Raw genomic sequence first — 22805 nt, forward strand, 5'->3', positions numbered from 1 at the left:
TCAGCCGGTCAGACCGGCCGCGTGGTCGGGGACGTAGGTCTGCAGATCACGCGGCGGGCGCACATAGCCCGTGGACGGCGGCCGGGGCGGCAGTTCGAGCGCCGGCGGGGGCACATCGTGGTAGGGGACGGACGCGAGCAGATGGGCGATCATGTTGATGCGTGCCCTGCGCTTGTTGTCGCTCTCCACGACGAACCACGGTGCCTCCGCGACGTCCGTGTGCACCAGCATCTCGTCCTTGGCCCGGGAGTACGCCTCCCAGCGGGTGATGGACTCCAGGTCCATCGACGAGAGCTTCCACCGCCGGGTGGGGTCATCGAGGCGGCGCCTGAACCGCTGCTCCTGTACGGCGTCGCTCACCGAGAACCAGTACTTGCGCAGCAGGACTCCGTCCTCGACGAGCATCCGCTCGAAGATCGGGCACTGGTGGAGGAACCGCTGGTGCTCCTCCTGCGTGCAGAAGCCCATCACGTGCTCGACGCCCGCCCGATTGTACCAACTTCGGTCAAACAGTGCGATTTCGCCCGCGGCAGGCAGGTGCGCGATGTAACGCTGGAAGTACCACTGCGTGCGCTCGCGCTCGGTGGGCGTGGGCAGAGCCACGATTCGTGCGACCCGGGGGTTGAGATGCTCCGCGACCCGCTTGATGGTGCCGCCCTTACCCGCCGCGTCCCGCCCCTCGAACACCACCACGAGTCGCGCGCCTTCCGCGCGCACCCATTCCTGGAGCTTCACAAGCTCCGTCTGCAGCCGCAGGAGCTCCCGCTCGTACAGCGCACGCGGCAGCGCTTCGGGCCGCGCCTTCTTGCCGGCCATTCCGCCTCCCCCGCTCGATGACGTAACGGAGTCACTCATGCCCAAGGTCAAGCACCAGGACAGCACCGTACTGACCGGCGAGGAGCTGCGCACCCTGGACGCCCACTGGCGCGCCGCGAACTATCTGTCCGCCGGGCAGATCTATCTGATGACAAACCCACTGCTGAGGGAGCCCCTGGAACCCGTGCACATCAAGCCGCGGCTGCTCGGCCACTGGGGCACGACCCCGGGGCTCAACCTCGTCCACACCCACCTCAACCGAGTCATCAAGGCCCGCGGGCTCGACGCCTTGTGCATCTGGGGCCCCGGACACGGCGGCCCGTCGGTCCTGGCCAACTCGTGGCTCGAGGGCAGCTACAGCGAGACCTACCCGAACGTCAGCCGGGACGCCGCCGGCATGGAGAGGCTGTTCCGGCAGTTCTCCTTCCCCGGCGGGGTGCCCAGCCATGTCGCCCCGGAGACCCCCGGCTCGATCCACGAGGGCGGTGAACTCGGCTACGCACTGGCGCACGCGTACGGCGCCGCACTCGACAACCCGGATCTGCTCGTCGCCTGCGTGATCGGCGACGGCGAAGCTGAGACGGGCCCGCTCGCCGCCTCCTGGCACTCCAACAAGTTCCTCGACCCCGTCCACGACGGGGCGGTGCTGCCCATCCTCCATCTCAACGGCTACAAGATCGCCAACCCGACGGTCCTGTCCCGCATCCCCGAGTCCGAACTCGACGACCTGCTGCGGGGATACGGACACGATCCGATCCACGTCACCGGCGACGACCCTCTCCCGGTCCACCGCGCCATGGCCGCCGCCCTCGACCGCGCCCTGGAGCACATCTCCATCCTGCAGCGCACCGCGCGCGAGGAGGGCGTCACCGAGCGGCCGCGCTGGCCCGTCATCGTCCTGCGCACGCCCAAGGGCTGGACCGGACCGGCCGAGGTCGACGGGGAGCCGGTCGAGGGCACCTGGCGCTCGCACCAGGTCCCGCTGTCCGGCGTACGGGAAAACCGGGCGCACCTGCGGCAGTTGGAGGCATGGCTGCGCTCCTACCGGCCGGACGAGCTCTTCGACATGCTGGGCCGCCCCACCGCTGACGTCCTCGCCTGCGTCCCCGAGGGCGCCCGGCGCCTCGGCGCCAACCGGCACGCCAACGGCGGCCTTCTCGTACGCGACCTGCCGACCCTCGATCTCGACCGCTTCGCCGTGCCGGTCGACAAGCCGGGCTCGACCCTGCACGAGCCCACCCGGGTCCTCGGCAGTCTCCTGGAACAGCTCATGGAGGCCACGTCCGGGCGCCGCGACTTCCGGCTTGTCGGGCCCGACGAGACCGACTCCAACCGGCTGAGCGCCGTCTTCGGCGCCACCGGCAAGGCCTGGCAGGCGCGGATCACCACCACCGACGAACATCTCTCCCGGCACGGCCGGGTCATGGAGGTCCTCTCCGAACACCTCTGCCAGGGCTGGCTGGAGGGCTACCTCCTCACCGGCAGGCACGGACTGTTCTCCTGCTACGAAGCCTTTGTCCACATCGTCGACTCCATGGTCAACCAGCACATCAAGTGGCTGAAGACGTCCCGGGCACTGACCTGGCGGGCCCCCGTCCCCTCCCTCAACTACCTGCTGACCTCGCATGTCTGGCGGCAGGACCACAACGGCTTCTCGCACCAGGATCCCGGCTTCGTCGACCACGTACTCAACAAGAGTCCCGAGGTCGTACGCGTCTATCTGCCGCCGGACACCAACACCCTGCTGTCCGTGGCCGACCACGTTCTGCGCACCCGCGACTACGTCAACGTCATTGTCGCCGGCAAACAGCCCTGCTTCGACTGGCTGTCGATGGACGAGGCCCGCGTCCACTGCGCGCGCGGCGCCGGCGTGTGGGACTGGGCCGGAACGGCGCACTCCGAGCGCGAACCGGACGTCGTGCTCGCCTGCGCGGGCGACGTCCCCACCCAGGAGGCGCTGGCCGCCGCGCAGTTGCTGCGCCGGCACCTGCCCAACCTCGCCGTGCGGGTCGTCAACGTCGTCGACATGACCCGGCTGATGCCGCGCGATGAACACCCGCACGGGATGCCCGACTTCGAGTACGACGGACTGTTCACCCGCGACAAGCCGGTGATCTTCGCGTACCACGGCTACCCCTGGCTCATCCACCGGCTCGCGTACCGCCGCACCGGCCACGCCAATCTCCATGTCCGCGGCTACAAGGAAATGGGCACCACCACGACCCCGTTCGACATGGTCGTACGCAACGACCTGGACCGCTTCCGGCTGGTCATGGATGTCATCGACCGCGTCCCCGGCCTCGGCGTGCGCGCTGCCGCCGTACGCCAGCACATGGCCGACGCCCGGACCCGCCACCACGACTGGATCCGCGCACACGGCACCGACCTGCCCGAGGTCGCCGACTGGACCTGGACCGGCTGAAAGCCGTCCCGTATTGGCCAAAGGAGAGCCTCACCATGACCGTGCGGGAGGGCAATGCCGCTGCCGGAGCTGTCGGAGTACGGCTTCGCGATCCGCTACCGGGGCACTGGGGCGTACGGCTCCGGCTGAGCGCGGGAGCTGCAGATCACCGTGCGCAACTCCGACCGGTCACCGATCGACATCACACTGCTGGACCGCATGGTCTCCGTCGGGCCCGGGGAATCGTGCACCCTCGCACTGCCCCAGGAGCAGCCCACGGGTCAGAACGTCACAACAACCGCCGGGCATCAGGCGTGAGCCCGGCCCTACGTCCCCACTGACCAGCTGTACGGCGGGCCGAGGGGCGCTTCGGTCCCGGCGCCCACCCTCTCCATGTCGCGGTCCGCGACCCGCATCAAATGAGCCGCGAGGTCTTTGAACGCGCGGCTCGCCGCGAGCTCGTCACCGATCTCGGGGACGTCCGCGTCCTCTGCGCTGCACCGTGCGGTCCCCTGCCCCGTGAGCGTCGAGGACCCGGTGTCCAGCACCGCCCGCGCCTTCGTCGTTCCGTCTTCCTCGGACAGGTACAGCCCGACCTTCCATTCCAGGGTCCGTTTCATGGCCTACCTCCTCGCGTACATGCGTGCGCAGCCGGGGCATCGCCGCGTGGTCCTGTCTCCAGGGTCCTCCCACCCGGGTCCGGCCGCGAGGCCCGGGACCTGTTCGCCGTCGTTCTGGTCACCGGTGTGTGCTGACGTCTTCGCCCTTGCGTGTTGTGGTGGGTTCTCCGCGGCGGACGGAGCCGGGGGCGCGGGCGGCCGGGTGGTCGGCGCGGGCGGAGGAGCTCAGTTGCCAGGGGACGCTGGTCACCATGACGCCGGGGGTGAAGAGCAGGCGGCTCTTGAGCCAGAGCGCGGACTGGTTGTGCAGCACGTTCTCCCACCAGTGGCCGACGACGTACTCGGGGATGAAGACGGCGACCACGTCCCGCGGGCTGTCGAGCCTGATGGAGCGGACGTACTCCAGGACGGAGCCGGTGATCTCGCGGTAGGGGGAGTCGAGAACCTTGAGCGGCACCTCGATGCCGTACTCCTGCCACTGGCGCTGGAGCGCGACGGATGCGTCGCGGTCGACCGCGACGGTGAGGGCTTCCAGGTGGTCCGGTCGGAAGGCGCGGGCGTAGGCCAGTGCCCGTAGCGTCGGTTTATGGATGGTGGAGACCAGGACGATGGCCAGCACGCGGGAGGGCGGCACCATCTCGCTGCGGGGGTCGGTGACCGCCAGCTCGGCCGAAATGGCGTCGTAGTGACGGCGGATGCCCTGCATCATCACCCAGAGCACGATCGCGGCGAGCACCGCAAGCCAGGCGCCTTGGGTGAACTTGGTGACCAGCACGATGACCAGGACAAGTCCCGTGATCACCGCGCCCACACCATTCACGACGCGCGCCATCCGGTGGCGGCGGCGCAGGCCCGGATCGGTCTCGGTGCGCAGCTCGCGGTTCCAGTGCCGGACCATGCCCGTCTGGGAGAGCGTGAAGGAGGTGAATACGCCCAGGATGTACAGGTGGATGAGGCTGGTGACGTTGGCCTTGTACGCCCACAGCAGCAGGCCGGCCACGATTGCCAGGGCCAGGATGCCGTTGGAGAAGGCGAGCCGGTCGCCGCGGTTGTGGAGCTGGCGTGGCAGGTAGCGGTGTTGGGCGAGGATCGAGGCGAGCAGTGGGAAGCCGTTGAAGGCGGTGTTCGCGGCGAGGATCAGCACAAGGGCGGTGGCGGCCTGGATGAAGTAGAAGCCGACGCTGTTCTCGCCGCCGAAGACGGAGGCCGCGAGCTGGGCGATGACGGTGCGCTGGGTGTAGTTGTCACAGTCGGTCAGGCCGGTCAGCCGGCAGGGGTCCTCGGCGATGTGGACCTTGGCGACGATCGCCAGGGTGGTGACGCCGACGAACATCGTGATGGCGATGATGCCCATCGCGGCCAGGGTGGCCGCGGCGTTCTGGGACTTGGGCTTGCGGAAGGCAGGCACGCCGTTGGAGATCGCCTCCACGCCGGTCAGCGCCGTACAGCCGCTGGAGAACGCGCGCAGGACCAGCATCACCAGGGCCAGTCCCGCCAGGTTCGCATTCCCGGGCTCAGGCTCGATGCCGTACGAGGCGCTCTCGGCCACCGGCGCGTCACCGACCAGATAGCGGAACAGGCCCGTGCCGACCATGATCAGTACGCCACCGATGAACAGATACGTCGGGGCCGCGAACGCCCGGCCGGACTCGCGTACGCCGCGCAGGTTAATGGCGGTCAGGACGGCGACGAAGATGAGCGCCAGCGGCACCCGTTGTTCGACCAGCGCGGGCACCGCCGAGATGATGTTGTCCACGCCGGAGGCGACCGAGACGGCCACGGTCATCACGTAGTCGACCAGCAGCGAGGCGGCGACCACCAGACCGGCGGACGGCCCCAGATTCGTCGATGCGACCTCGTACGAACCGCCGCCGCTCGGATACGCATGCACCACCTGGCGATACGAGAGCACCACCACGGTCATCAGCGCCACGACCGCGGCCGCGATCCAGGGCGTGAAGTGCAGATAAGCCAGGCCGCCCAACGTGAGCACCAGCAGGATCTCCTGCGTGGCATAGGCAACCGAGGACAGCGGGTCGGAAGCAAAGATCGGCAGAGCAAGGCGCTTGGGCAGCAGCGTCCCGCCCAGTTCCTCGCTGCGCATGGCCCGGCCGATGACCAGCCGTTTGAGTATCCCCGTCACGTTCAGCACGGCGCGAGGGTATGTCGCGCCACCCCCTCAGCAGCACGACTGCGACGGGGAGAGAGGCATCAAGAACTCGTTAGGATTCCCTGCCGCTGCGTGCATATGGCGCAACTGCGCCCCAGCAGCGGATCGGAACGACGGCCTTGATCACGTCAGGCGCTGGTCGTCGACGGCACGGCCTCCCCGGCCCGTGACGGCGACTTCGGCCCGTGCGGTCATCGCACTGAGGGCGGCCGTGGGTGGATCCTGGAGTCAGGACCGCGTCGTGGTGGCGGACGCGGGCGAGGAGGTGTGCGATGACTCGGACGCTGGAGTGGAGCGTCCGCCTCCACCTGTTGGAGGAGGACGGCACGACGAAAGCCCGCGCGGTACTGGACACCGGTACCGTTACGCTCACCGGTCATGGGGTCGCCCGCTGCAACCCTCAGGACGTGGACATCCCCACGATCGGCGACGAACTCTCGGCGAGCCGTGCGATGAAGGACCTCGCGCAGCAGCTGATGAGGGCGGCCGACACTGACCTGGAGGCTGTGGGCGCCGGATCGATGAGCGGGCGCGCCGGGCCGCCGTACAGCTGGTCGGACACGGCGACCTAGCTAGGGTCTGTCGTCGCAGAACTCGAGGCCATCAGCCGATGGACGGAGGTTGATGTCAACGAACTCGCCTCCGGCCCACCGCCCAGAGCTGAACCAGCGGAAACAGCCGCCACGGTCCCGCTCTCGCCTCACCTGTGAAATCCGTTGGCGCACGGCCGGACGGGCCTGACAGGATCCCCCGCATGACCTACGGAATCGAGTCCCACCCCACCCGGTGAGCGCCCCGGAAGAGCGCGGCGCGCTCACCCGTCAGCCTTCCCTCTACGAATACGCCCTGCGCCTGCATCGTGCGGAGCCCGACGGCCGCCTGCCCAGGGGCGGCTACCCCGTGCCCGACCCGCCGCAGCGTTGCGGCAGCCTCGGCCCGGCCGAGGCCCAAGCGGCCGTAAGGGAGGTCCTCGCCCCCCTGCTGACCGCCCCGGACACAGTCCGGGCTGCCGACGAGGTCCAACTTCGCCTCCACGAACTGGGCGCACCATCTGCCGCGACGGGGAACACGTCGTGTGGCGCGACTGGCGCCGCCCGACCCCGCCGCCTTCCCGGCTGCCCCCGCCCGAGCTCCCCGAGTACCGCTTCAACGCGGCCGACTACGATGCCGAGATCGCGCGTGCCGAGAGCGACCACTCATGGGCATGGCCGGCCCGGAGCACCGCGCGGCTGATCGCCGCGGGCATGCGGGACCGGCCGGACCTCCTCACCCGATGGGACGCCCGGCCTGGCTGGATCGGCACCGACTTCACCGACCCGGACGCGACCGTGCTGTCCTTCACGTACCGGCCGGGACTCGCCGCCGGGCAGAGGGACAAGGACGGCCCCTGGCTGCAGTTCACCTGGAGCCTTCCGGAGGACGGCACCCCTCCCGAGGACCGGGCGGCAGCCGCGCTGCGCCTCGCCACGGCGGACCCGAAGACCTACGCGGAGGTTGGGGGGCGGCAGCCGCGAGTACGCCGAGGCGCTCGGCTTCCCGTGGGCCCGAACGAGGGAGCCGCTAGGGCGGCCTCCTCATCGAAGCCCACCTGGCCCGCGGCCCCCCGGTTACCCGACAGGACCCAGTGCCGCGCGCGCAGCCCCGCCGCCGGACGGCGGAGGCGGGCAGCGGCGGGCGGGCGGCACGATGTCGGGGACGTCGTGGACCGGCGGGCGAGGCGTCGCGGGCGCCCCGGGGGGAGCCGGCCCGTCGTTCGCGGTGCGGAGTCGGGGTCGGGGCGCCTAGGCTCGGCTGTGTGCTGAGCATCGTTGACGGACTGGCGGGCCCTGGGCCGCTGCGGATCTGCGCCCACGTGCCACCGCGCGGCGGGCCGGGCAGCCTGACCGGTCTGCGCGTGCTGCTGGTCGCGGATGTGCTTGCGCGCGTCGTCGAGCTGCGCGGCAGACAGGTCCTGCTGGGGCGGACGGGCCCGAGGGTCCCGTCGGCCGCCGCTGCCGGCATCCGGCCGGCCGACGCCCGGGGGACCCCGGACCACATCGCCGACATGCTCGGCGGCCCACCCGGCGTACACCTCACCGACCGCGCGTACGAGGGCGGAAGTGGCGCCTCCCTCCACGTGGCGGAGGCACATACCTCCGTGTCCCTGGCGGGACTTGAGGCGGGACTTGAGGAGCAGGATCCGCTCGCCGTACGCCTGCTCCTGCTCTCCCGGGCCCATCATGAGCCGGTCGCGCTGCGTGCCGAAGACCTCGACGAGGCCCGCCTTACGCTGGCTCGATGGCGGCGTGCCGTAGCCGATTGGGCAGAGCAGCCGTCGAAGCCGATGCCCGCCGACCGCCTGCGCCCGGTCCATACAGCGCTGGAGGACAGGCTCGGCACCCCCGCCGTACTCGACCTGCTGCGGGATCTGGAGACGGCGACGGACGTGCCGGCCGGAGCGAAGTTCGAGACTTTCGCCCATCTGGACCGCGTCCTCGGCCTGGAACTCGCCCGCGAGACCGGCCACCCGCACCCCGCCGGAGCGCCGGCATGAGCCCGCTGCGGCGGCTGGTCGTCCTGCGGCACGCCAAGGCCGCACGGCCCGAGGGCGTTCCCGACCACGAGCGGCCCCTCGCCCCGCGCGGCCTGCGCGACGCCCCCGCCGCGGGCCGCTGGCTGGCAGAAGCCGACTGCCTGCCCGACCTTGTCCTGTGCTCCACCGCCCGCCGCACCCGCCAGACCTGGGAACTGGCCGCCGTGGAGCTGGGCACCACCCCGCCGGTGCGATACGAGCCGCGCCTCTACGCGGCGGACGACCAGAGTCTTCTCGATGTCGTACGCGAAGTGCCCGCCGATGTCGGGACGTTGCTACTGGTCGGACACAACCCCGGCCTCCAGGACCTGATCCTCCTGCTCGCCGGCGAGGCACTCGGCGGCACACTGGAGCGCGCACAGACCAAGTTCCCGACGTCCGCCATCGCCGTGCTGACCTGGCGTGGCACATGGTCCGCTCTCGCACCGGGCGCCGCGCTGCTCACCGACCTGGCCGTCCCCCGTGGACAGCAGTGAGCCCTGCCCGGCACTGGACCACGTCCCGGTACGCCGACGTACCGCCGATCGGACGTCCACTGCCTTGACGACCCGACCCGACGATGCCATTGGGCGCGCTCGGGCGGGTGACGATTGTCTGGCGATCACCTGTGCGCGCGCCGGTGCGCGTGTCGACCGCATGGCCGGGACTCGAGACGGTCCATGGTGGTTTGGGAGACACAACCTCTCGCCGGGACCGCCCAGGACCAAGGATCAGTGGATGAACAGCGCAGACTTGCTGGCAGATGCGTTCGAGCGCGTCCGGGAGGCAGTACACGCCGCGGTAGAGGGGCTTTCACCGGATGACCTCAACGCCCGGCTGGACGCCGACGCGAATTCGATCGCCTGGCTCGTGTGGCATCTGTCGCGCATCCAGGACGATCACGTGGCTGATGCGAGTGAAGTGGAGCAGGTGTGGTTCTCCCAGGACTGGGCGGCCCGCTTCGAGCTGCCCTTTCCCAAGGGAGCGACCGGGTTTGGCCACTCCAGCAGGCAGGTCGCCGCGGTGCAGGTCCAGTCGGCCGAGCTGCTGCTCGGCTACTACGATGCCGTCCACGAGCAGACCATGCGGTTCGTGCGCGGGCTCGACGACGTGGCGCTGGACCGCGTCGTGGACGAGTCCTGGTCCCCGCCGGTCACCCTGGGCGTCCGTCTGATCAGCGTCCTCGCCGACGACCTGCAGCACGCCGGCCAGGCAGCATTCATCCGAGGCTCTCTGGAGCGCCGGTAAGAAGCGGCTGTTCGCTCCAGATGGTCTTGCCGTCGCGTGTGTACCGGGTGCCCCACCGCTCGGTGAGCTGGGCCACCAGAAGAGTCCGCGGCCGCCCTCGTCGGTGGTGCGGGCCCGGCGGAGGTGTGGTGAGGTGCTGCCGGTGTCGGACACCTCGCAGATGAGGTGGCCGTCACGGATGAGCCGTAGGGTGATCGGCCCGCTGCCGTACCGGTAGGCGTTGGTGACCAGTTCGCTGACGATCAGCTCGGTGGTGAAGGCCATCTCCTCCAGCCCCCACTCGGTCAGCTGGGGTGCCGTCAGCATCCGGGCCTGGGCAGCGGCGGTTGCCTCCACGGGCAGCTTCCACGTGGCCACCTTCTCCGCCGCCAGGACGCGGGTACGGGCGATGAGCAGAGCCACGTCATCGGCAACGGCACATGACGGCCGCCGCATGGATTCCGTGCCCCATGACGTCCCCGATGACCAGCCCGGTCCTGCCGTCGGGCAGGGCGATGACGTCGAACCAGTCGCCGCCGACCTCGTGGTCGCTGGCGGGGAGGTAGCGCCTGGTGAGTTCCAGGCCGGTCACTTCCGGTAGCGCGCTGTTCGTCAGGCTGCGCTGCAGAGTGAGGGCCGCCTTTCGCTGCCTGGTGTACATGCGCGCGTTGTCGATGTTCAGAGCGGCCCGGGCGACCAGCTCGTCGATGAGCAGGCAGTCCTGCTCGTCGAGCGGCTCGCGGCTGCGGGTACGCGTCACCACCACGGCGCCGAGCACTTTGCCGCGGGCGACCAGCGGGACCAGCCGGGCGGAGCGCACACGGGCAGCGAGGTACGTACGCAGTCGCTCGGCGTGGGGATCGTTGATCAGCGCCGGGATGTCGGCCAGGTAGAGGTTCATGGGATGCCCATCGGCGATGACCTGCTCGTACACCGAGCCGAGCGGGACCTGGAAGGTCATGCCTACCGTCAGTTTCTCGGCGGGAGCGGACGGATCGGTGAAGGCGGCCGCTATACGACGAACCATGCCGTGGGTTGACGCGGCCACCCCATCGGGGTCGAGTACCTCTTCCAGCAGTTGTACGTCGGCTGAGTCGGCCAGCTGTGGCACGAGCACCTGCACCACTTCTTCGGCGGTCTGCCGCAGGTCCAAGGTGGTCCCTGTCCGTGCGCCGGCCTCGGCCAGCCGGACGAAGCGTTGCCGTGCCTGCTCGGCCTCGAGCTGCGCCCGCTGCCCCTCGGTGATGTCGATGAGGGAAGCGATCAGTCCCAGCGGCCGGCGGGCGCTGCCGAGCAGCGGAGCATAGGAGCAGGACCAGGTCCGGTCGTGATCGGGATCGGCCGGGGTGCGACCGGTGCGGCGCACGTCGACGACCGCCTTACCGCTGTCCAGCACCTGCCGCATCACCGTCTCCAGCGCCGCGGCGTTGACCCCTGGCGCGACCTCGGCCGGCCGCTTGCCGAGGTGCTCGGCCGCGGAGACGCCGTTCATCCGCGCCAGCGCGTCGTTGACCCGCAAGAAGCGCAGATCGGGGCCGAGCGTGGCCAGACCGATGGGGGACTGGGTGAACAGACCTTCCAGGGCCGCCAGCGAATCCCGCATTCTCAGCACCGCGGAGGTCTCCACGGCGATGGCCAGGAGGCCCGTCCCTCCCTGCGGGTCCGCAGAGGGGCAAATGCACATCTCCATCGTCACGAGGTGCCCGTCGCGGTGCCGCACCGGGAGGGTCCCGACAACCGTCTCACCCGCCAGGACCTTCTGCGTCAGCTGATCGGCCAGCTCCCAGTTGGGCTCGGGGAGACCAGTATCGGGATCCCGTACCGGCCGAGCAGCTGTTCCGGCACGTGGCCGAGCAGGTCCTGGGCGGCGAGGGACCACTCCACGACGCGCCCCTCCGCGTTGACTCTCCACAGCGCGATCGGAAGCAGGTCGCGGAGCACACCCGCGTACCCGATCGCCGACTGGGGGTGATCCGGCACATCACTCGTCGACTGGTGTGTGTCCACGCAATGACCTCACCCCGGGGCGTGGGGGCCTCTGCTTGCCGACCACTCCCTGGCGATCTTCCGGGCGAGCGCGGCCCAGACGGTGGCGGTCTTCTCCTAACGGCCCCGGGGGCGTAACCCTGGAACACCACATCGAGGTTGCGGTGTCGCAGCCGGCTCGCGCGGGCTTACGGCCACCGCTTGCCACCCGTGACGCCTTCGTGCGCACAGCCCGCAGCATCACGTCCGAACAGGCACGCCTCACGTCACCGGTCACGGCGGTCGCCGACGTCTTGACCCTGAGTCTGCGCGAGGCACCGCTTCGCGCAGGTCATTTCGGCGAGGAAGCCTCGGCGCGCTGGTAACGGAGGAGGACGACCCCGTTGCCGAAGGTCCGGGTCTCGGCGAGCCGGAGACGGATCTTGACGTCCGACGCGTGGAAGAGAGGTCTGCCCCGTCCAATGAGGACCGGATGGATGTAGAGGCGGTACTCGTCGATCAAGTCGTGCTGCATGAAGGCCGCGGCGAGGTCGGCACCACCGAGCGCCAGATCTCCGCCCGGCTGCGCCTTGAGCGCCATGATCTCCCCGACGACGACGTCCCGCAGGATGGTGGTGTTCCAATCGGCCCGCTCCAGGGTCCTGGAGAACACGATCTTGGGCATGTCCCGCCAGATACCGGCAAACTCCACCATGGGCCCCGTAGTTGATGGTTCGGTGTCGGCGGTCGGCCAGAACCCGGCCATGAGCTCATGGGTGACACGTCCGCTCAGGAAGGCGCCCATCGCCCTGAGCTGCTCGTTGAAATGGCTGTGCAGCTCGTCATCGACCATGTGCCAGTCGATCTGGCGGTCCGGTCCCTCGATGAAGCCATCAAGGGACACCGACATACTCAAGATGATCTTTCTCATCGCGGTCCTCACCGAGTTTTCTGACATGACGAGCTCATCGCTCTCCATGCCTACGAAGTCTCCTCCGGAGCGGCTGTGGTGAGGGCCTCACGCGGGGCCGTTCACCCCGACAGCCGACCGTACCGCGCCGGGCACCGGGCTCGCGTGGGGCGGCAGAGCAGCGGCTTCGCCAACTCCGAGCAGGGGCGGTTTCCGTGGGAGCGGAGGATGTCCTTGCCGACCTCGTTGGCGAGGTAGCGCAGGAAACCGGCGGCGACCGAGTCGGCGGGCGGATCGCCGTAGGCGTAGGCGAACTGGGTCTGCCAGTACGGGTACGCGCCCTGGGCGGCGCTCTCCAGCGTCACCGGATAACCGTCGATGCGTACCCGCTGGACGTCGTCGTGGAGCGCGGCGTTGCCGACCTCGCTGTGGCCGGGCTTCGTCGGGTCCAGGTCCGCGCAGTCGCCCGCGGTTGGTGACCTTCGGGGCGAAGATCTCCGTTCCACTCTTCCTCGGTCAGGGGAAGATCGCCATCATCCCCGGACGCGGCCGCGGTGAAGCGGGCGTTGCCCGCAAGGCTCCTGGCGCACCAGCATTTTCCGTTCGCGCCGCGTCCGGCGGACAGTCTCGAAGCCGGTCAGTGTGAAGGCAGGTGCCGGGCGAAGAACGAGCGCACGTAGTTGCGCACCGTGGGAACCGACTTGGCCGGGTCGATCGCGCCGACCAGCTTCATCCGGTTGTCCGCGGTCATCAGCCCGGTGGCTTGCAACTGGGGCGCTATGGCTGCGTAGTCGGTGAACACCCAGTGCGTAGCGTTGTTGAGCTGCCGCCGGCGGGCGTGTCCCTGCGGGTGGGCGAGCACGGCCGACCACGAACGCTCCAACCGCTTCTTGTCGGGGAAGCCATCGGTTCCCAGCAGGAGCAACGGCCGGTCCACCCCGTACCGGGCAATCGGGAACAGCTCCCCTTCCTGGCCGGGCGTCTCCGGCGGGTAGTCCAGAAAGCCCTCCAAGTTGACCGCCGCGTCGATGCGGTGATCCTCGTACATCGTCTCGGCCGCGGTGGTGCCGCCGGCCGAGTGGCCGTAGATGCCCACCCGCCGCAGATCCAGCGCACGGCCGAGGTCCTGGGGCAACGCGCGTCCCTCCGCGTCCGGGTTACGCCCGGCTGCCAGGAATTCCAGCTGGTTCAGTACAAACCGGGCATCCGCGATCCGGGTGTCGATCATGGTGCGGAAGAGCTTCAGATCCGCCCCGGGATCTCCCCTGAAAACTGTCTCGCGGAGGACGTTGTCCCTGTACGCCGTCTTGCCGGGAAACTCGACCTCGGTCGCATCCCCGGGGTGATCGATGGTCACCACCACGTAGCCGTGGCTCGCCAGTTCCTCGGCGATCCCGGTGCCCATGGTGCGCGGGTCGCCGCCTCCCGGGCTGTACAACAGCACCGGTCGCCGTACGGCCTGTGCGGGCGCGCCCCTGTGCGAATGCGTCGTGGTGGCCGCCCAGTTCACACCTGCCGTCGGCAACTCCGGGTGCGCCATGGGGCCGAGCACCGTGAACGACTCCGCGGATTTCTTGGCCATCTGTCGTGCGACCGCGCAGCCGCGGACGGTGCGGGCGGGATAGAACACCGTGATCATTACTTCGCGGACCGGGATGGCGCTGTCCCACGGGTCGCGCCTGGAGCGATCGACCAGATACAGCGTGGTGACCCCGGTCCGGTACGGGCCGGTCGGCGCCGGCAACCGCACGGTGACGTTGCCCGCGGCGCGCGCCTGGGTGATGCCCCCGCCACCCGCGAGCAGCAGCGCGGCGGCCAGTACAGCTGACTTGGTGACGGTCCGCCGGTCCACTTCGGCGCCACCCTCACCCCTGGGAACGACATCAATGCCTCGCTCGAGCGCACACGCTCGGCCTGCACGCTCACCGTTGCCGAACATTCTGCGGAACATGGCTCCCCTTTGTGACTCTGTGACTTCAGTCCTTGCGCCTTCAGGCGGCCCCCGTGTGAATGAAGAGGGCATGACCTGAATGCTGGCGCCCAGCGGGGAGTGCAGGCGATCATTTAGGCTCTGCCCGAAAGGATGGCGCAGCGCCGCTGGGGAGATTAGTGATCCGGATCCATTTCACGGCCGCCGACTTAGCCCGGGTCCGGTTCGCGTCCCGGCCGGCCCCGCTGCAAGAACTGAACGTGGCCCTCATGAGGATGTGCCGCCCCGACGGCGAGTTGCTTTTCGGTCGCTGGAGACGACGGTTGCTCCAGTCCCTGCCGGTCACCGTCGGGCCGCTGAGGGATCTGGTCCCTGCGGGGGAGGCCCCCAACTTCATCGACGTGATCAGCGACAATCTGAAGGAGGGATTGGACACCGTCCGAGCTTCGCGCCCGGACCTGGTCCGCTCCGAAATCGAGCAAGTGTATGCCAAACGCCCGTCCCCGGCTCCGCTGTGGATCCGCGACCTGCACCGGGGTGACGCCGATGCCTGGCAACTCCTCCGCCACGCACAGCATGCGGCCTTCGATACGGTACTGCGCCCCGTGTGGCCCTTGGTACAGGACTTGCACCAGACGGAGTTCACCCGTCATGCCCTGGCCGTGGCTGAGTACGGAATCGGCGCCGCACTCGACGCACTCGTCCCTGGCGCCCGACTGCACGAGGGCGTCTGGGAGTTCGAGGGGCCCAGTGAGTGGGACATCAAACTGCGCGGTCGCGGCGTGGTGCTACTGCCCACCTTTCACTGGAGCGGCCATCCCCTCATCACACACCTGCCCGATCGCCCCCTGACACTGACCTACCCGGCCGGTCCGGGATTGCTGCTCCCGCCGGCCGGGGCGGGCGGCACAGACGACGCGCTGGCCGGGGTGCTCGGGCGAACCCGCGTCGACATACTGCTCCTGCTCGCGGAGGAGCACACCACCAGCGAGCTCGCCCGGCGGCTGGGCGTCAGCAATGCCACCGCTTCCGCCCACACCGCGGCGCTGCGTGGCGCGGGCCTGATCACCACGGTCCGCGCCGGACGGGCGGTCCTGCACCAGCGCACTGCTCTGGGTGGCTTGCTGGTCCGGCGACGTAGTGGAACGCGGAGCGCGAACAGCTGAGGTCCAGAGGCCAATGCCGCGCTGGGGCTACGGCATTGGCGTGCCCGACGCGCCTGGGACGGGCGCCGTCGCCGTCGACGGTGCCGATGGGCACCGTCGGTGTGTCAGTAGCGCTGGACCATCGACGCTCCGCCGTATTTGGAGCCGGACAGACCAAGCGTCGCGTCGTATGCCCTCTTGTGATCGCCGTTCTTGTCGTGCGCCTCGATGGCGTCCGAAACCGCGTCACGCAGCGCCTTGTCATCCTTGTTCATGCCGACGCCATAGGGTTCCTCGGTGAACGGGCTGCCGACGACCTTCAGCTTCTCCGGGCGCTGGGCGGCGTAGCCCATGAGGATGGCATCGTCCGTGGTGACGGCATCGACCTCGTCGTTCAGCAGTTGCTGAACGCACTCGTTGTACTTGGACGTCTCGACGGTCGTGGTGTTGTAATCGGGCTTCTTGATCTCCTGGATCGCGGTCGAGCCCTTGACCGAGCAGACTGTCTTGCCCTGGAGAGAGTACGGCCCGCTGACCGTCCTGTCGTCCTTGCGGACCAGGAGGTCGGCGCCCGCGGTGTAGCACGGGCCGGCGAATCCAACTTGCTTCTTGCGCTCGTCGTTGATCGTGTACGTGCCGACGTACAGGTCGACCTCGCCCTTGGAGATGGTGGCCTCGCGGTTGCGGGTGTCGACCGTTTTGAACTCGATCACGTCCGGCGAGAACCCGAGGTCGGCGGCGATCATCTTGGCGATCTCGATGTCGAAGCCGGACCGCTTGCCGTCCGCGTCCTCGAAGCCGAGGAACGGCTGGTCGTTCTTGGAGCCGATGACGAGCTTGCCCGCCTGCTGGGCCTTCCGCAGGGTGGGGGAGTCGATCCTGACGTCCGTGGCGACCTCGTAGGTGGGCAGCGTCGGCTGGTCCCCGCCGTCCGGGCTGCCGGTGGGCCTGTCACCGGCGGTGCCGGACTCGCCATCACAGGCGGTTGCCGTGAGGGCGACCGCAAGCACAGCGATCGCCGCGAGTACGGCCGACTTGCAGGGCTTCATCCTGAAACATCCTTCATATCAACAGATTCGGCAGACTCGACGGTTGGGGACAAGGGCGTCGCCGCGGGACGTCGCGCGTCAGGATCCAGGACAGGAAGTCCCTGGCCCGGTCGCTGCGCGGGTTGTTGCAGAACTCATCCGGCGAGCCTCTTCGGCGATCTTGCCGTCGGCCACGAGCACGATCCGGTTCACGGTGGACCGTGCGAAGCCCATCTCGTGCGTGACGACGATCATCGTTGTCGCGTCGCGCGCGAGTCGCGTAGGCAGGACAGTAAGGACTCTGTTGTCTCGCCGTCATTACATCTGAGGGGAACTTGAGCATCACGGTCCGGCTACGGCCGGACACGAAGGAGACTGACCCTGCGCATCCTTCCCAGGTCCTGGGCGGTGTATAGTTCGCACACCTGTTGCGCCGGTGACACGGCACCTCGTGCGGTGTCGGCGCTGTACTGCAGCAGGCGACCGGCTCGCTCACGGTCGCCCACTACGGCGGCACTGTACGCCTGGAGGGCGAGCTCGCACGCGAACGCGAGGCGGCGCAAGTGCCGATGACCATCAACTGCCCTGACATCGCAGTCCGTTTGTCGAGTGTGCCGCAGGAGGCGCGGCCCGCTGTGGACAATGAACTCGCGCAACTGGACAGCCAGGTCGCAGTTGCCTATGGGCAACTCTCCGCGGGTGGCGCGAAACCGACCAGAATTGGGTGCGTACGCGGGTGTTGGATCCGCTGTCGACCCCGCGCCGCAGCACTCTGGACCGTATCGTCGCCGAAATCGACCGGGTCTCGACCAGCCCGGAGGGACTGGACACGCTTTTCGCCCGGCTCCGTGTTCGCCGTCGACAGCTTCCCTGAGCAGTGGCACAAGCCTGTCACGGACCATGGCGACTTCATCAACGTGATGTCCTCGTCGCTGATGAGGAACGCAGTGAGCTGCATCAATAACGGCCGTAGGTGCGGCTGACGCCCGGACCCGGCACGGCGAATGCCACGTCGCTGCCGGGTCCGCCGCAGTGCGAGCGGGCGGCACAGCCGGCCGCCCTTCCAGGCCAGTAGTCGGTGTCCTTGCCGTGACCGGGACAGCATCGTCGTCTGCCTGGTGCACGGCGTGGCGTCCGGGCGCCGGGCGGGTCTGGAGATGACCCATCGGCGAATCCGATGTCCCGCCCGACGTCACATGGGCATGATGGACACGCGGCCTTCCGTCGCGCGTCGCCAGGAGAGGAGCGGACCGATGACATCCGCGCAGGACGAGATCCCGGAACCGGCGGAGCCGGCCGCCCACCGGGAGACCACCGCCATGGACGGCCGGATCCCGGCGGCCCTGCTGGACTCACTCGCGCAGGAGCTCTCTTCGTACGACACCGACACCGACCCGGACACTGAGGACGAGACCCAAACCAGCGCCTGAACCGTCCCGGCGGCACTATCCCCAACTGTCCCCGTCGAGGCGGCCTTCGAGAGCCATCGCCGCGTCCTCGCCCCGCCGGTAGCCGATCTCCCGCGCGGTCTCCGAGGCCCGGCTGATCTCCTCCCAGGCCGCCTGTTCGTCGCCCAAGTCCTGATAGACGCGGGCGAGGACGATCCGGGCCTCGACCTCTGCGACCCGGTAGCCGCCGCTGCCTGCCATCGCCAGCGCCTGGTCCGCATCCCCGCGCGCGCTCGCGGACCGGCCGGTGGCCGCGGCGAGCCTGCAGCGGGCGAGGAGCGAGCCGATCAAGACGTCCCGGCGGGTGATGCCGCGCGCGATGGTGTGAGCCGCCTCGAAGTGGACGCGGGCCTGCTCCAGGGCCGCACTGTCCGGGGTTTCGCCGGACCGTTCCGCCTGGTCCAGGGAGAGGTCTCCCAGGCCGATCAGACAGGCGGCCTCGTCGGCGGTCCACCCGGCCCGGCGGCAGACGGTCAGATTCGCCTCCAGGGCCCGGCGGGCCGCCCCCGGCCGCCCCGTGGCGTGCAGATGCTCGGCGTAGTGGATGCCGCTCCAGCTGTACAGGAGGGGGATCGGGGTGAACTCGCGGGCAAGGCGGAGGGCCGCGGTGAAGGACCGCTCCGCGTCGTCGTGCTCGCCGCGGTAGTGGTGCAGGGTGCCACGCAAGGTCTCGGCGACCAGTTCGTCCTCGCGGTCGCCGGCCCGCCGCGCCAGCTCGAACGCGCTGGCGATCGCCTCTTCGGCCTTTGTCAACTGGCCGAGCGCCAGGTGCAGTTCGGCCCGGTTCTGGCAACTGACGGCGGCCTGGTGGTAGCGGCCCAGCCCGCGGAACGCAGCCTCGGCCCGGCGCAGCGCGGCCACCGCGTCCCACAGCCGTCCCAGCATCTGGAAGCTGGTAGCGACTTCGTGCAGCACCCAGCCCCGCATCTCCGGGTCGCCGCCGACCGTGTAGGGCTCGCGCCGGAAGTCGCCGCGCGGGAAGAAGTCGGCGAAGCAGGCCAGGACCGTGTCGTAGGCGCTGAGTTCACGTGTGACCAGGCCGCGGTCGCCCGCGTACAGCCGGTCGGTGATGAGCACATACGCCTCCGCGTACGCGCCGGAACGACAAGCGTGGTGGACGGCCTCGATCAGCGGGTCGAGCGCGTCGAGGGTGGCGACAGGCTCGGTGCGGGCGTCGGCGAGGCGCAGATAGTAGTGCTTGGCCCACTCGTGCAGCCGGGTGTGGTCCACGTCGTTGACGGCGGACTTGTAGTAGTAGTCGCGGATCAGCGGATGGGTGCCGAGCCTGCCGCTCTGGTCGCGCCGGACCACCCGGGCGTCGATGAGGTGGACCAGCGCGGCGGCGTGCGCTGCGGGCAGCGCGGGCCCTTCGCTCGGGGCGCCTTGGGGCAGCACGGCCTCCAGCGCCTCCTCTCCCACCGGCGTACGGAAGACGCTGAAGCCGACGAGCAGGGCGCGTTCGGTCTCCGACAGACATGCGTCGTACTGGCCGAGGATGCGCCGAACCAGCTCGGCGCGCGGCATGTCGGGGCCGGGCGGTGGCAGGTTGGCGACCCGCCGCACGTCACCGCCGTACCGCTTGACCAGATAGGCGGCGATCAGGCTGAGGGTGAGCGCGTGGCCGCCCCACTGCAGGCCCACCCGCTCCAGCGCCGCATCGGAGCCGCGTACGCCCAGCATTGCCAGGAGTTCCCGGCTCGCCAGGGCGGTCAGCGCCGGAACGTCGATCTGCCGGTACGTCACGAAGGAGATGAGGTCCACGACTGGTGCACGCGAGGTGATCAGACAGAAGGACCGGTGGCCGGGAGTGGCGAAGAAGGTGAGGAAGTCCCGCAGATCCGGGCTGAGTACGGATCCGTAGTGGTCACCGCGCTGCTCCTGTACGGCTTCGAGGCCGTCGAGGACGAAGACGTACGGCTGGCTGCTCAGCAGCGAGGCGACGATCTCGACACGGGCGCGGCCGTCACCGCAGTCCTCGGAGGTGATCCGGCCGCCACTGACGAAGTCGAGGGCGGCCTCCAGGAAGTCGTCGGCCCCGGCGCGTTCGGCGAAACTCCACCAGAAGAAGCGCGGCGCCCCGGACTCGTGCCCGTCGTGGCCACTCCCGCCCCTGGCTGCCCTGGACCGGCGCTCCAGCCACTGCCGGGCGATGGTGGTCTTGCCCTCGCCTCCGAACCCGATCAGCCCCACGACCAGGGTCTCGGGATCGTCGGCCGCCCGGTCGGTCTCCGCGAGGAGGCTCTCGCGCGCCACCCACTCGGTCAGCGGCCCCGGCGCGTCCTCCAGCCGGTCGGAGCGCGGCGGCTGGGCCCGGCGCAGCAGGCCGTCGTCCATCCGCGGCGGCTCGGCGTGCTGCATGGGCAGCGGGTCGGCTCGGACGACCAGGGAGAATGGCGGGAAGCTGACGAGGTGCGCGTTGACTGCCCAGGCGGTGTCGCGGTCCTCGGCGGTGCCCGCCGAGCCCCACTTCTCGGAGACCATCCCCACCACCAGATTGCGTGTGCGGTCGAGTACGGGGGCTCCGCTCATGCCTTCGGCGATGTCCGAGGACCGGAGCTGGACAGGCTCCTTCATGAGGGAGTGACCCTCGGGCGCCTCGATCTCACCCATGATCATGCCTTGGGCGAGGAGCCCCTGGTACTTGCCCAGCCGGCGATACCCGTAGCCGATGAACTCATTCCACGCCGACGCGGCCGCGTCGCCCAGCACGGCGACTCTGCCTGCGGGGATCAGGCCTTCGGTTCTGAGGCAGACAATGTCGTCGTCGCTGTCGGCGCAGAACGCGACGACTTTGGCCCGCTGGGTCAGAGCCTTCCAGTGGTCCACGGCCGGGAAGTGGACGTCGACCTCCGGGGCCGGATGGGCCCGAGCATCGAGCCCGCCCGCCTCCAGCACATGCCTGCAGGTGACGATCAGTCCCTGCCGGGCGATCGCCACCCCGGTTCCCAGCGTCTCGCCGGTGTCGGGCAGCGCGACCCGTACGGTAATGAGCCTCACATTCTGAAGTCTGACCAGGTATTTGCTGTTTGAATCGGTGGTCATGGACGGTCCGAGCTCCAGGTGAGCCGCACGGTGAGCGAGGCACCGGCGCTGGCCTTGGCGATCAACGCGCCGCTTTCGGCGTCCAGCGTGATACCGAACTCGACTTCGACCTGGTCGGGGCGGCGCGGCAGTGCATCGACCGCGGCTTCGACCCGTCGCGCCATCGAACGGATGGTGCCCATCGCGGCGTCGACCGCGCCCTCCGAGCGGCGGGCCAGGTCGGCGGGGCTGGTCGCGACCTGCCGGAGGCCTCGCCCCTGCGCGAACTCGACGAGCACATGGCCGCCGTCCGGCGAGGGATCGATGCCGTCGAGTTCTGTGCGCGTACCTGCGTCGTGTGCCGCCATCAAGCCCTCCCCCGTTGCCCCCGACGGGCCCACTCCGCGGGATTCTCGTACGAGCTGCCAGGTGCGTCAACTCTCCATGTTCCCGGGGGCGTTAGGGCCACACCGGCGGCATCGGGACTCCACCGCCGGTGGAGACATTCTCAGGCAGATGTGATCGCTGTCGGAGCGGCCGCATCCTGCGCCTACCGTCCGAGGGTGCGCAAGGCTCCGTGACGGTCGCACAGATGTGATCGCTGTCGGAGCGGCCGCATCCTGCGCCTACCGTCCGAGGGTGCGCAAGGCTCCGTGACGGTCGCAGACTGCCTCGTCAACCCCGGCCGGCTGGGTGGTTGGTGCCCGGCTCCATGGGCCCGCCCAGCCGGAAGAGGGCCCCACCGGTTGCCGGTCGGGGCCCTCAATGCTGTCTGGTCTCAGCCCTCGTCAGTCCCGGTCACATGCGCGCCGCTGTTCCGAGCTGCGCTGACGCCGTCTCGAGCGGCGTGAGGACGGGTGCGCGGACGACCGAGGGGGCGGTGTGGCAGGTGAAACCGAGCCGTGTCAGGGCCCTGGTCACTTCGCCGGCGGTGAAGTCGCGGCGATCCTGCCCGGTGATCACTTCGCCCACCTGCTTGACGGGGAAGGTGCGGCGGCCGATGGTCACAGAGTCACCCGTGACGGGTTCAGGCTTGATGCCCCTCATCGACTGCTGCACATCACTCTTGACCAGGTCGAAGGGGAAGCGGGCAATGACGCAGCGCATAGTGCCTCAACAGGGTTGGAGGGAAGGCAGGACACGGAATGCCGGCCAGGGGAGATCAGCGTGTGAGGGTGAGGACGCCGAGGATGTATCCGTCCTCGTCGACCACAGGCGAGGTACCGAGGTTTCGGGCCCGCATGGCGTATTCCGCTTCGAGCAGCGACGTTTCGGACAGGGTGAACGGTCCCCGGTCGTGGACGATGTCCCGCAACCGCGTGTCCTCGGAGTACCAGGAGCCGCTGCGGTACGCGGTGAGCTGGGCCCGGGAGACCAGACCGGCACAGCGGCCGTCCTCACCGCGGACGATCAGGTGACCCACGCCGGCGCCGATGAGGACGGACAGGGCGACGTCGACGATCATGTCATCGCCGACCTGCGGTCCGGGTGAGGTCATGGCGTCGGTGGCGGTCAGCCCGATGCGGTCCGTCTGCCGCGGCTGCGTGAGAATCATCGTCAATGGACACCTTCT

Annotated in this window: 20 protein-coding genes and 3 pseudogenes; 7 read left to right on the forward strand and 16 right to left on the reverse strand. The window is 69.4% G+C overall.

Going from position 1 to position 22805, the window contains the following annotated elements:
- The gene (gene ppk2, locus ACWDO5_RS11130) at window positions 1–816 is read right to left on the reverse strand and encodes a polyphosphate kinase 2 (protein WP_450530042.1); all 816 of its coding nucleotides are present in this window, start codon (window positions 814–816) and stop codon (window positions 1–3) included.
- Window positions 817–853: 37 nt separating this feature from the next.
- Here ppk2 and ACWDO5_RS11135 point away from each other — a divergent pair, with 37 nt between their 5' ends.
- Window positions 854–3238: a phosphoketolase family protein gene (locus ACWDO5_RS11135; protein WP_450530043.1), complete on the forward strand. Its 2385-nt coding sequence runs from the start codon at window positions 854–856 to the stop codon at window positions 3236–3238.
- A 305-nt stretch (window positions 3239–3543) separates the two neighbouring features.
- Here the strand turns inward: ACWDO5_RS11135 and ACWDO5_RS11140 are convergent, their stop codons facing one another.
- Together ACWDO5_RS11140 and ACWDO5_RS11145 are read right to left on the reverse strand one after the other, a co-directional pair.
- On the reverse strand, window positions 3544–3837 hold the full coding sequence (locus ACWDO5_RS11140) for a DUF1876 domain-containing protein (RefSeq protein ID WP_450530044.1): 294 nt from the start codon (window positions 3835–3837) through the stop codon (window positions 3544–3546).
- 118 nt (window positions 3838–3955) lie between these two features.
- On the reverse strand, window positions 3956–5941 hold the full coding sequence (locus ACWDO5_RS11145) for an APC family permease (RefSeq protein ID WP_450530068.1): 1986 nt from the start codon (window positions 5939–5941) through the stop codon (window positions 3956–3958).
- Window positions 5942–6279: 338 nt separating this feature from the next.
- Here ACWDO5_RS11145 and ACWDO5_RS11150 point away from each other — a divergent pair, with 338 nt between their 5' ends.
- On the forward strand, window positions 6280–6579 hold the full coding sequence (locus tag ACWDO5_RS11150) for a DUF1876 domain-containing protein (protein ID WP_450530045.1): 300 nt from the start codon (window positions 6280–6282) through the stop codon (window positions 6577–6579).
- Between the two features lie 187 nt (window positions 6580–6766).
- Here the strand turns inward: ACWDO5_RS11150 and ACWDO5_RS11155 are convergent, their stop codons facing one another.
- A complete protein-coding gene (locus ACWDO5_RS11155) occupies window positions 6767–7042 on the reverse strand; it encodes a hypothetical protein (protein WP_450530046.1) in 276 nt (91 codons plus the stop codon).
- A gap of 760 nt (window positions 7043–7802) precedes the next feature.
- Between ACWDO5_RS11155 and ACWDO5_RS11160 the strand changes: the two genes are divergently transcribed.
- The 3 genes from ACWDO5_RS11160 to ACWDO5_RS11170 all read left to right on the forward strand — a co-directional run bounded on the left by ACWDO5_RS11160 (window position 7803) and on the right by ACWDO5_RS11170 (window position 9806).
- The gene (locus tag ACWDO5_RS11160; protein WP_450530047.1) at window positions 7803–8540 is read left to right on the forward strand and encodes a hypothetical protein; all 738 of its coding nucleotides are present in this window, start codon (window positions 7803–7805) and stop codon (window positions 8538–8540) included.
- On the forward strand, window positions 8537–9055 hold the full coding sequence (locus tag ACWDO5_RS11165; protein WP_450530048.1) for a SixA phosphatase family protein: 519 nt from the start codon (window positions 8537–8539) through the stop codon (window positions 9053–9055). Before ACWDO5_RS11160 ends, ACWDO5_RS11165 begins: the two co-directional genes overlap by 4 nt.
- Window positions 9056–9296: 241 nt before the next feature.
- A complete protein-coding gene (locus ACWDO5_RS11170; protein WP_450530049.1) occupies window positions 9297–9806 on the forward strand; it encodes a mycothiol transferase in 510 nt (169 codons plus the stop codon).
- Here the strand turns inward: ACWDO5_RS11170 and ACWDO5_RS11175 are convergent.
- From ACWDO5_RS11175 to ACWDO5_RS11200, 6 genes and pseudogenes are all read right to left on the reverse strand, one after another.
- A pseudogene (locus ACWDO5_RS11175) lies at window positions 9778–10911 on the reverse strand (ATP-binding SpoIIE family protein phosphatase). The gene ACWDO5_RS11170 and the pseudogene ACWDO5_RS11175 overlap by 29 nt on opposite strands.
- Window positions 10912–11064: 153 nt before the next feature.
- Window positions 11065–11475, reverse strand: a pseudogene (locus tag ACWDO5_RS11180) (PAS domain-containing protein); the annotation flags it as partial.
- Between the two features lie 74 nt (window positions 11476–11549).
- Complete coding sequence (locus ACWDO5_RS11185) at window positions 11550–11792, reverse strand: PAS domain-containing protein (protein ID WP_450530050.1); 243 nt, start codon at window positions 11790–11792, stop codon at window positions 11550–11552.
- Window positions 11793–12102: 310 nt separating this feature from the next.
- Window positions 12103–12681 carry a dihydrofolate reductase family protein gene (locus ACWDO5_RS11190; RefSeq protein WP_450530051.1) on the reverse strand — a complete coding sequence of 193 codons (579 nt, stop codon included), beginning with the start codon at window positions 12679–12681 and terminating at the stop codon, window positions 12103–12105.
- 101 nt (window positions 12682–12782) lie between these two features.
- A complete protein-coding gene (locus ACWDO5_RS11195; RefSeq protein ID WP_450530052.1) occupies window positions 12783–13166 on the reverse strand; it encodes a hypothetical protein in 384 nt (127 codons plus the stop codon).
- A gap of 131 nt (window positions 13167–13297) precedes the next feature.
- Window positions 13298–14512, reverse strand: a complete 1215-nt coding sequence (locus ACWDO5_RS11200) for an alpha/beta hydrolase family protein (protein WP_450530053.1) — start codon at window positions 14510–14512, stop codon at window positions 13298–13300.
- 257 nt (window positions 14513–14769) lie between these two features.
- Between ACWDO5_RS11200 and ACWDO5_RS11205 the strand changes: the two genes are divergently transcribed.
- Complete coding sequence (locus tag ACWDO5_RS11205; protein WP_450530054.1) at window positions 14770–15756, forward strand: ArsR/SmtB family transcription factor; 987 nt, start codon at window positions 14770–14772, stop codon at window positions 15754–15756.
- A 104-nt stretch (window positions 15757–15860) separates the two neighbouring features.
- On the opposite strand, the gene ACWDO5_RS11210 is transcribed toward ACWDO5_RS11205, so the two are convergent.
- The gene (locus ACWDO5_RS11210; protein WP_450530055.1) at window positions 15861–16784 is read right to left on the reverse strand and encodes a glutamate ABC transporter substrate-binding protein; all 924 of its coding nucleotides are present in this window, start codon (window positions 16782–16784) and stop codon (window positions 15861–15863) included.
- Between the two features lie 79 nt (window positions 16785–16863).
- Window positions 16864–17069: pseudogene (locus tag ACWDO5_RS11215) on the reverse strand (amino acid ABC transporter ATP-binding protein); the annotation flags it as partial.
- A gap of 947 nt (window positions 17070–18016) precedes the next feature.
- On the opposite strand from ACWDO5_RS11215, the gene ACWDO5_RS11220 reads away from it, so the two are divergent.
- Window positions 18017–18193 (forward strand): hypothetical protein, encoded by a 177-nt coding sequence (locus ACWDO5_RS11220; RefSeq protein ID WP_450530056.1) that lies wholly within the window; start codon window positions 18017–18019, stop codon window positions 18191–18193.
- A 15-nt stretch (window positions 18194–18208) separates the two neighbouring features.
- On the opposite strand, the gene ACWDO5_RS11225 is transcribed toward ACWDO5_RS11220, so the two are convergent.
- From ACWDO5_RS11225 to ACWDO5_RS11240, 4 genes are all read right to left on the reverse strand, one after another.
- Window positions 18209–21208, reverse strand: coding sequence for a tetratricopeptide repeat protein (locus ACWDO5_RS11225; protein ID WP_450530057.1), 3000 nt, complete (start codon window positions 21206–21208; stop codon window positions 18209–18211).
- A 41-nt stretch (window positions 21209–21249) separates the two neighbouring features.
- Window positions 21250–21600 (reverse strand): CU044_2847 family protein, encoded by a 351-nt coding sequence (locus ACWDO5_RS11230; protein ID WP_450530058.1) that lies wholly within the window; start codon window positions 21598–21600, stop codon window positions 21250–21252.
- 430 nt (window positions 21601–22030) lie between these two features.
- A complete protein-coding gene (locus tag ACWDO5_RS11235; RefSeq protein ID WP_450530059.1) occupies window positions 22031–22339 on the reverse strand; it encodes an SCO5918 family protein in 309 nt (102 codons plus the stop codon).
- Between the two features lie 55 nt (window positions 22340–22394).
- Window positions 22395–22787 carry a CBS domain-containing protein gene (locus ACWDO5_RS11240; RefSeq protein WP_450530060.1) on the reverse strand — a complete coding sequence of 131 codons (393 nt, stop codon included), beginning with the start codon at window positions 22785–22787 and terminating at the stop codon, window positions 22395–22397.
- Between the last annotated feature and the right edge of the window lie 18 nt (window positions 22788–22805).

The sequence above is a fragment of the Streptomyces sp. NPDC000880 genome (assembly GCF_053599675.1).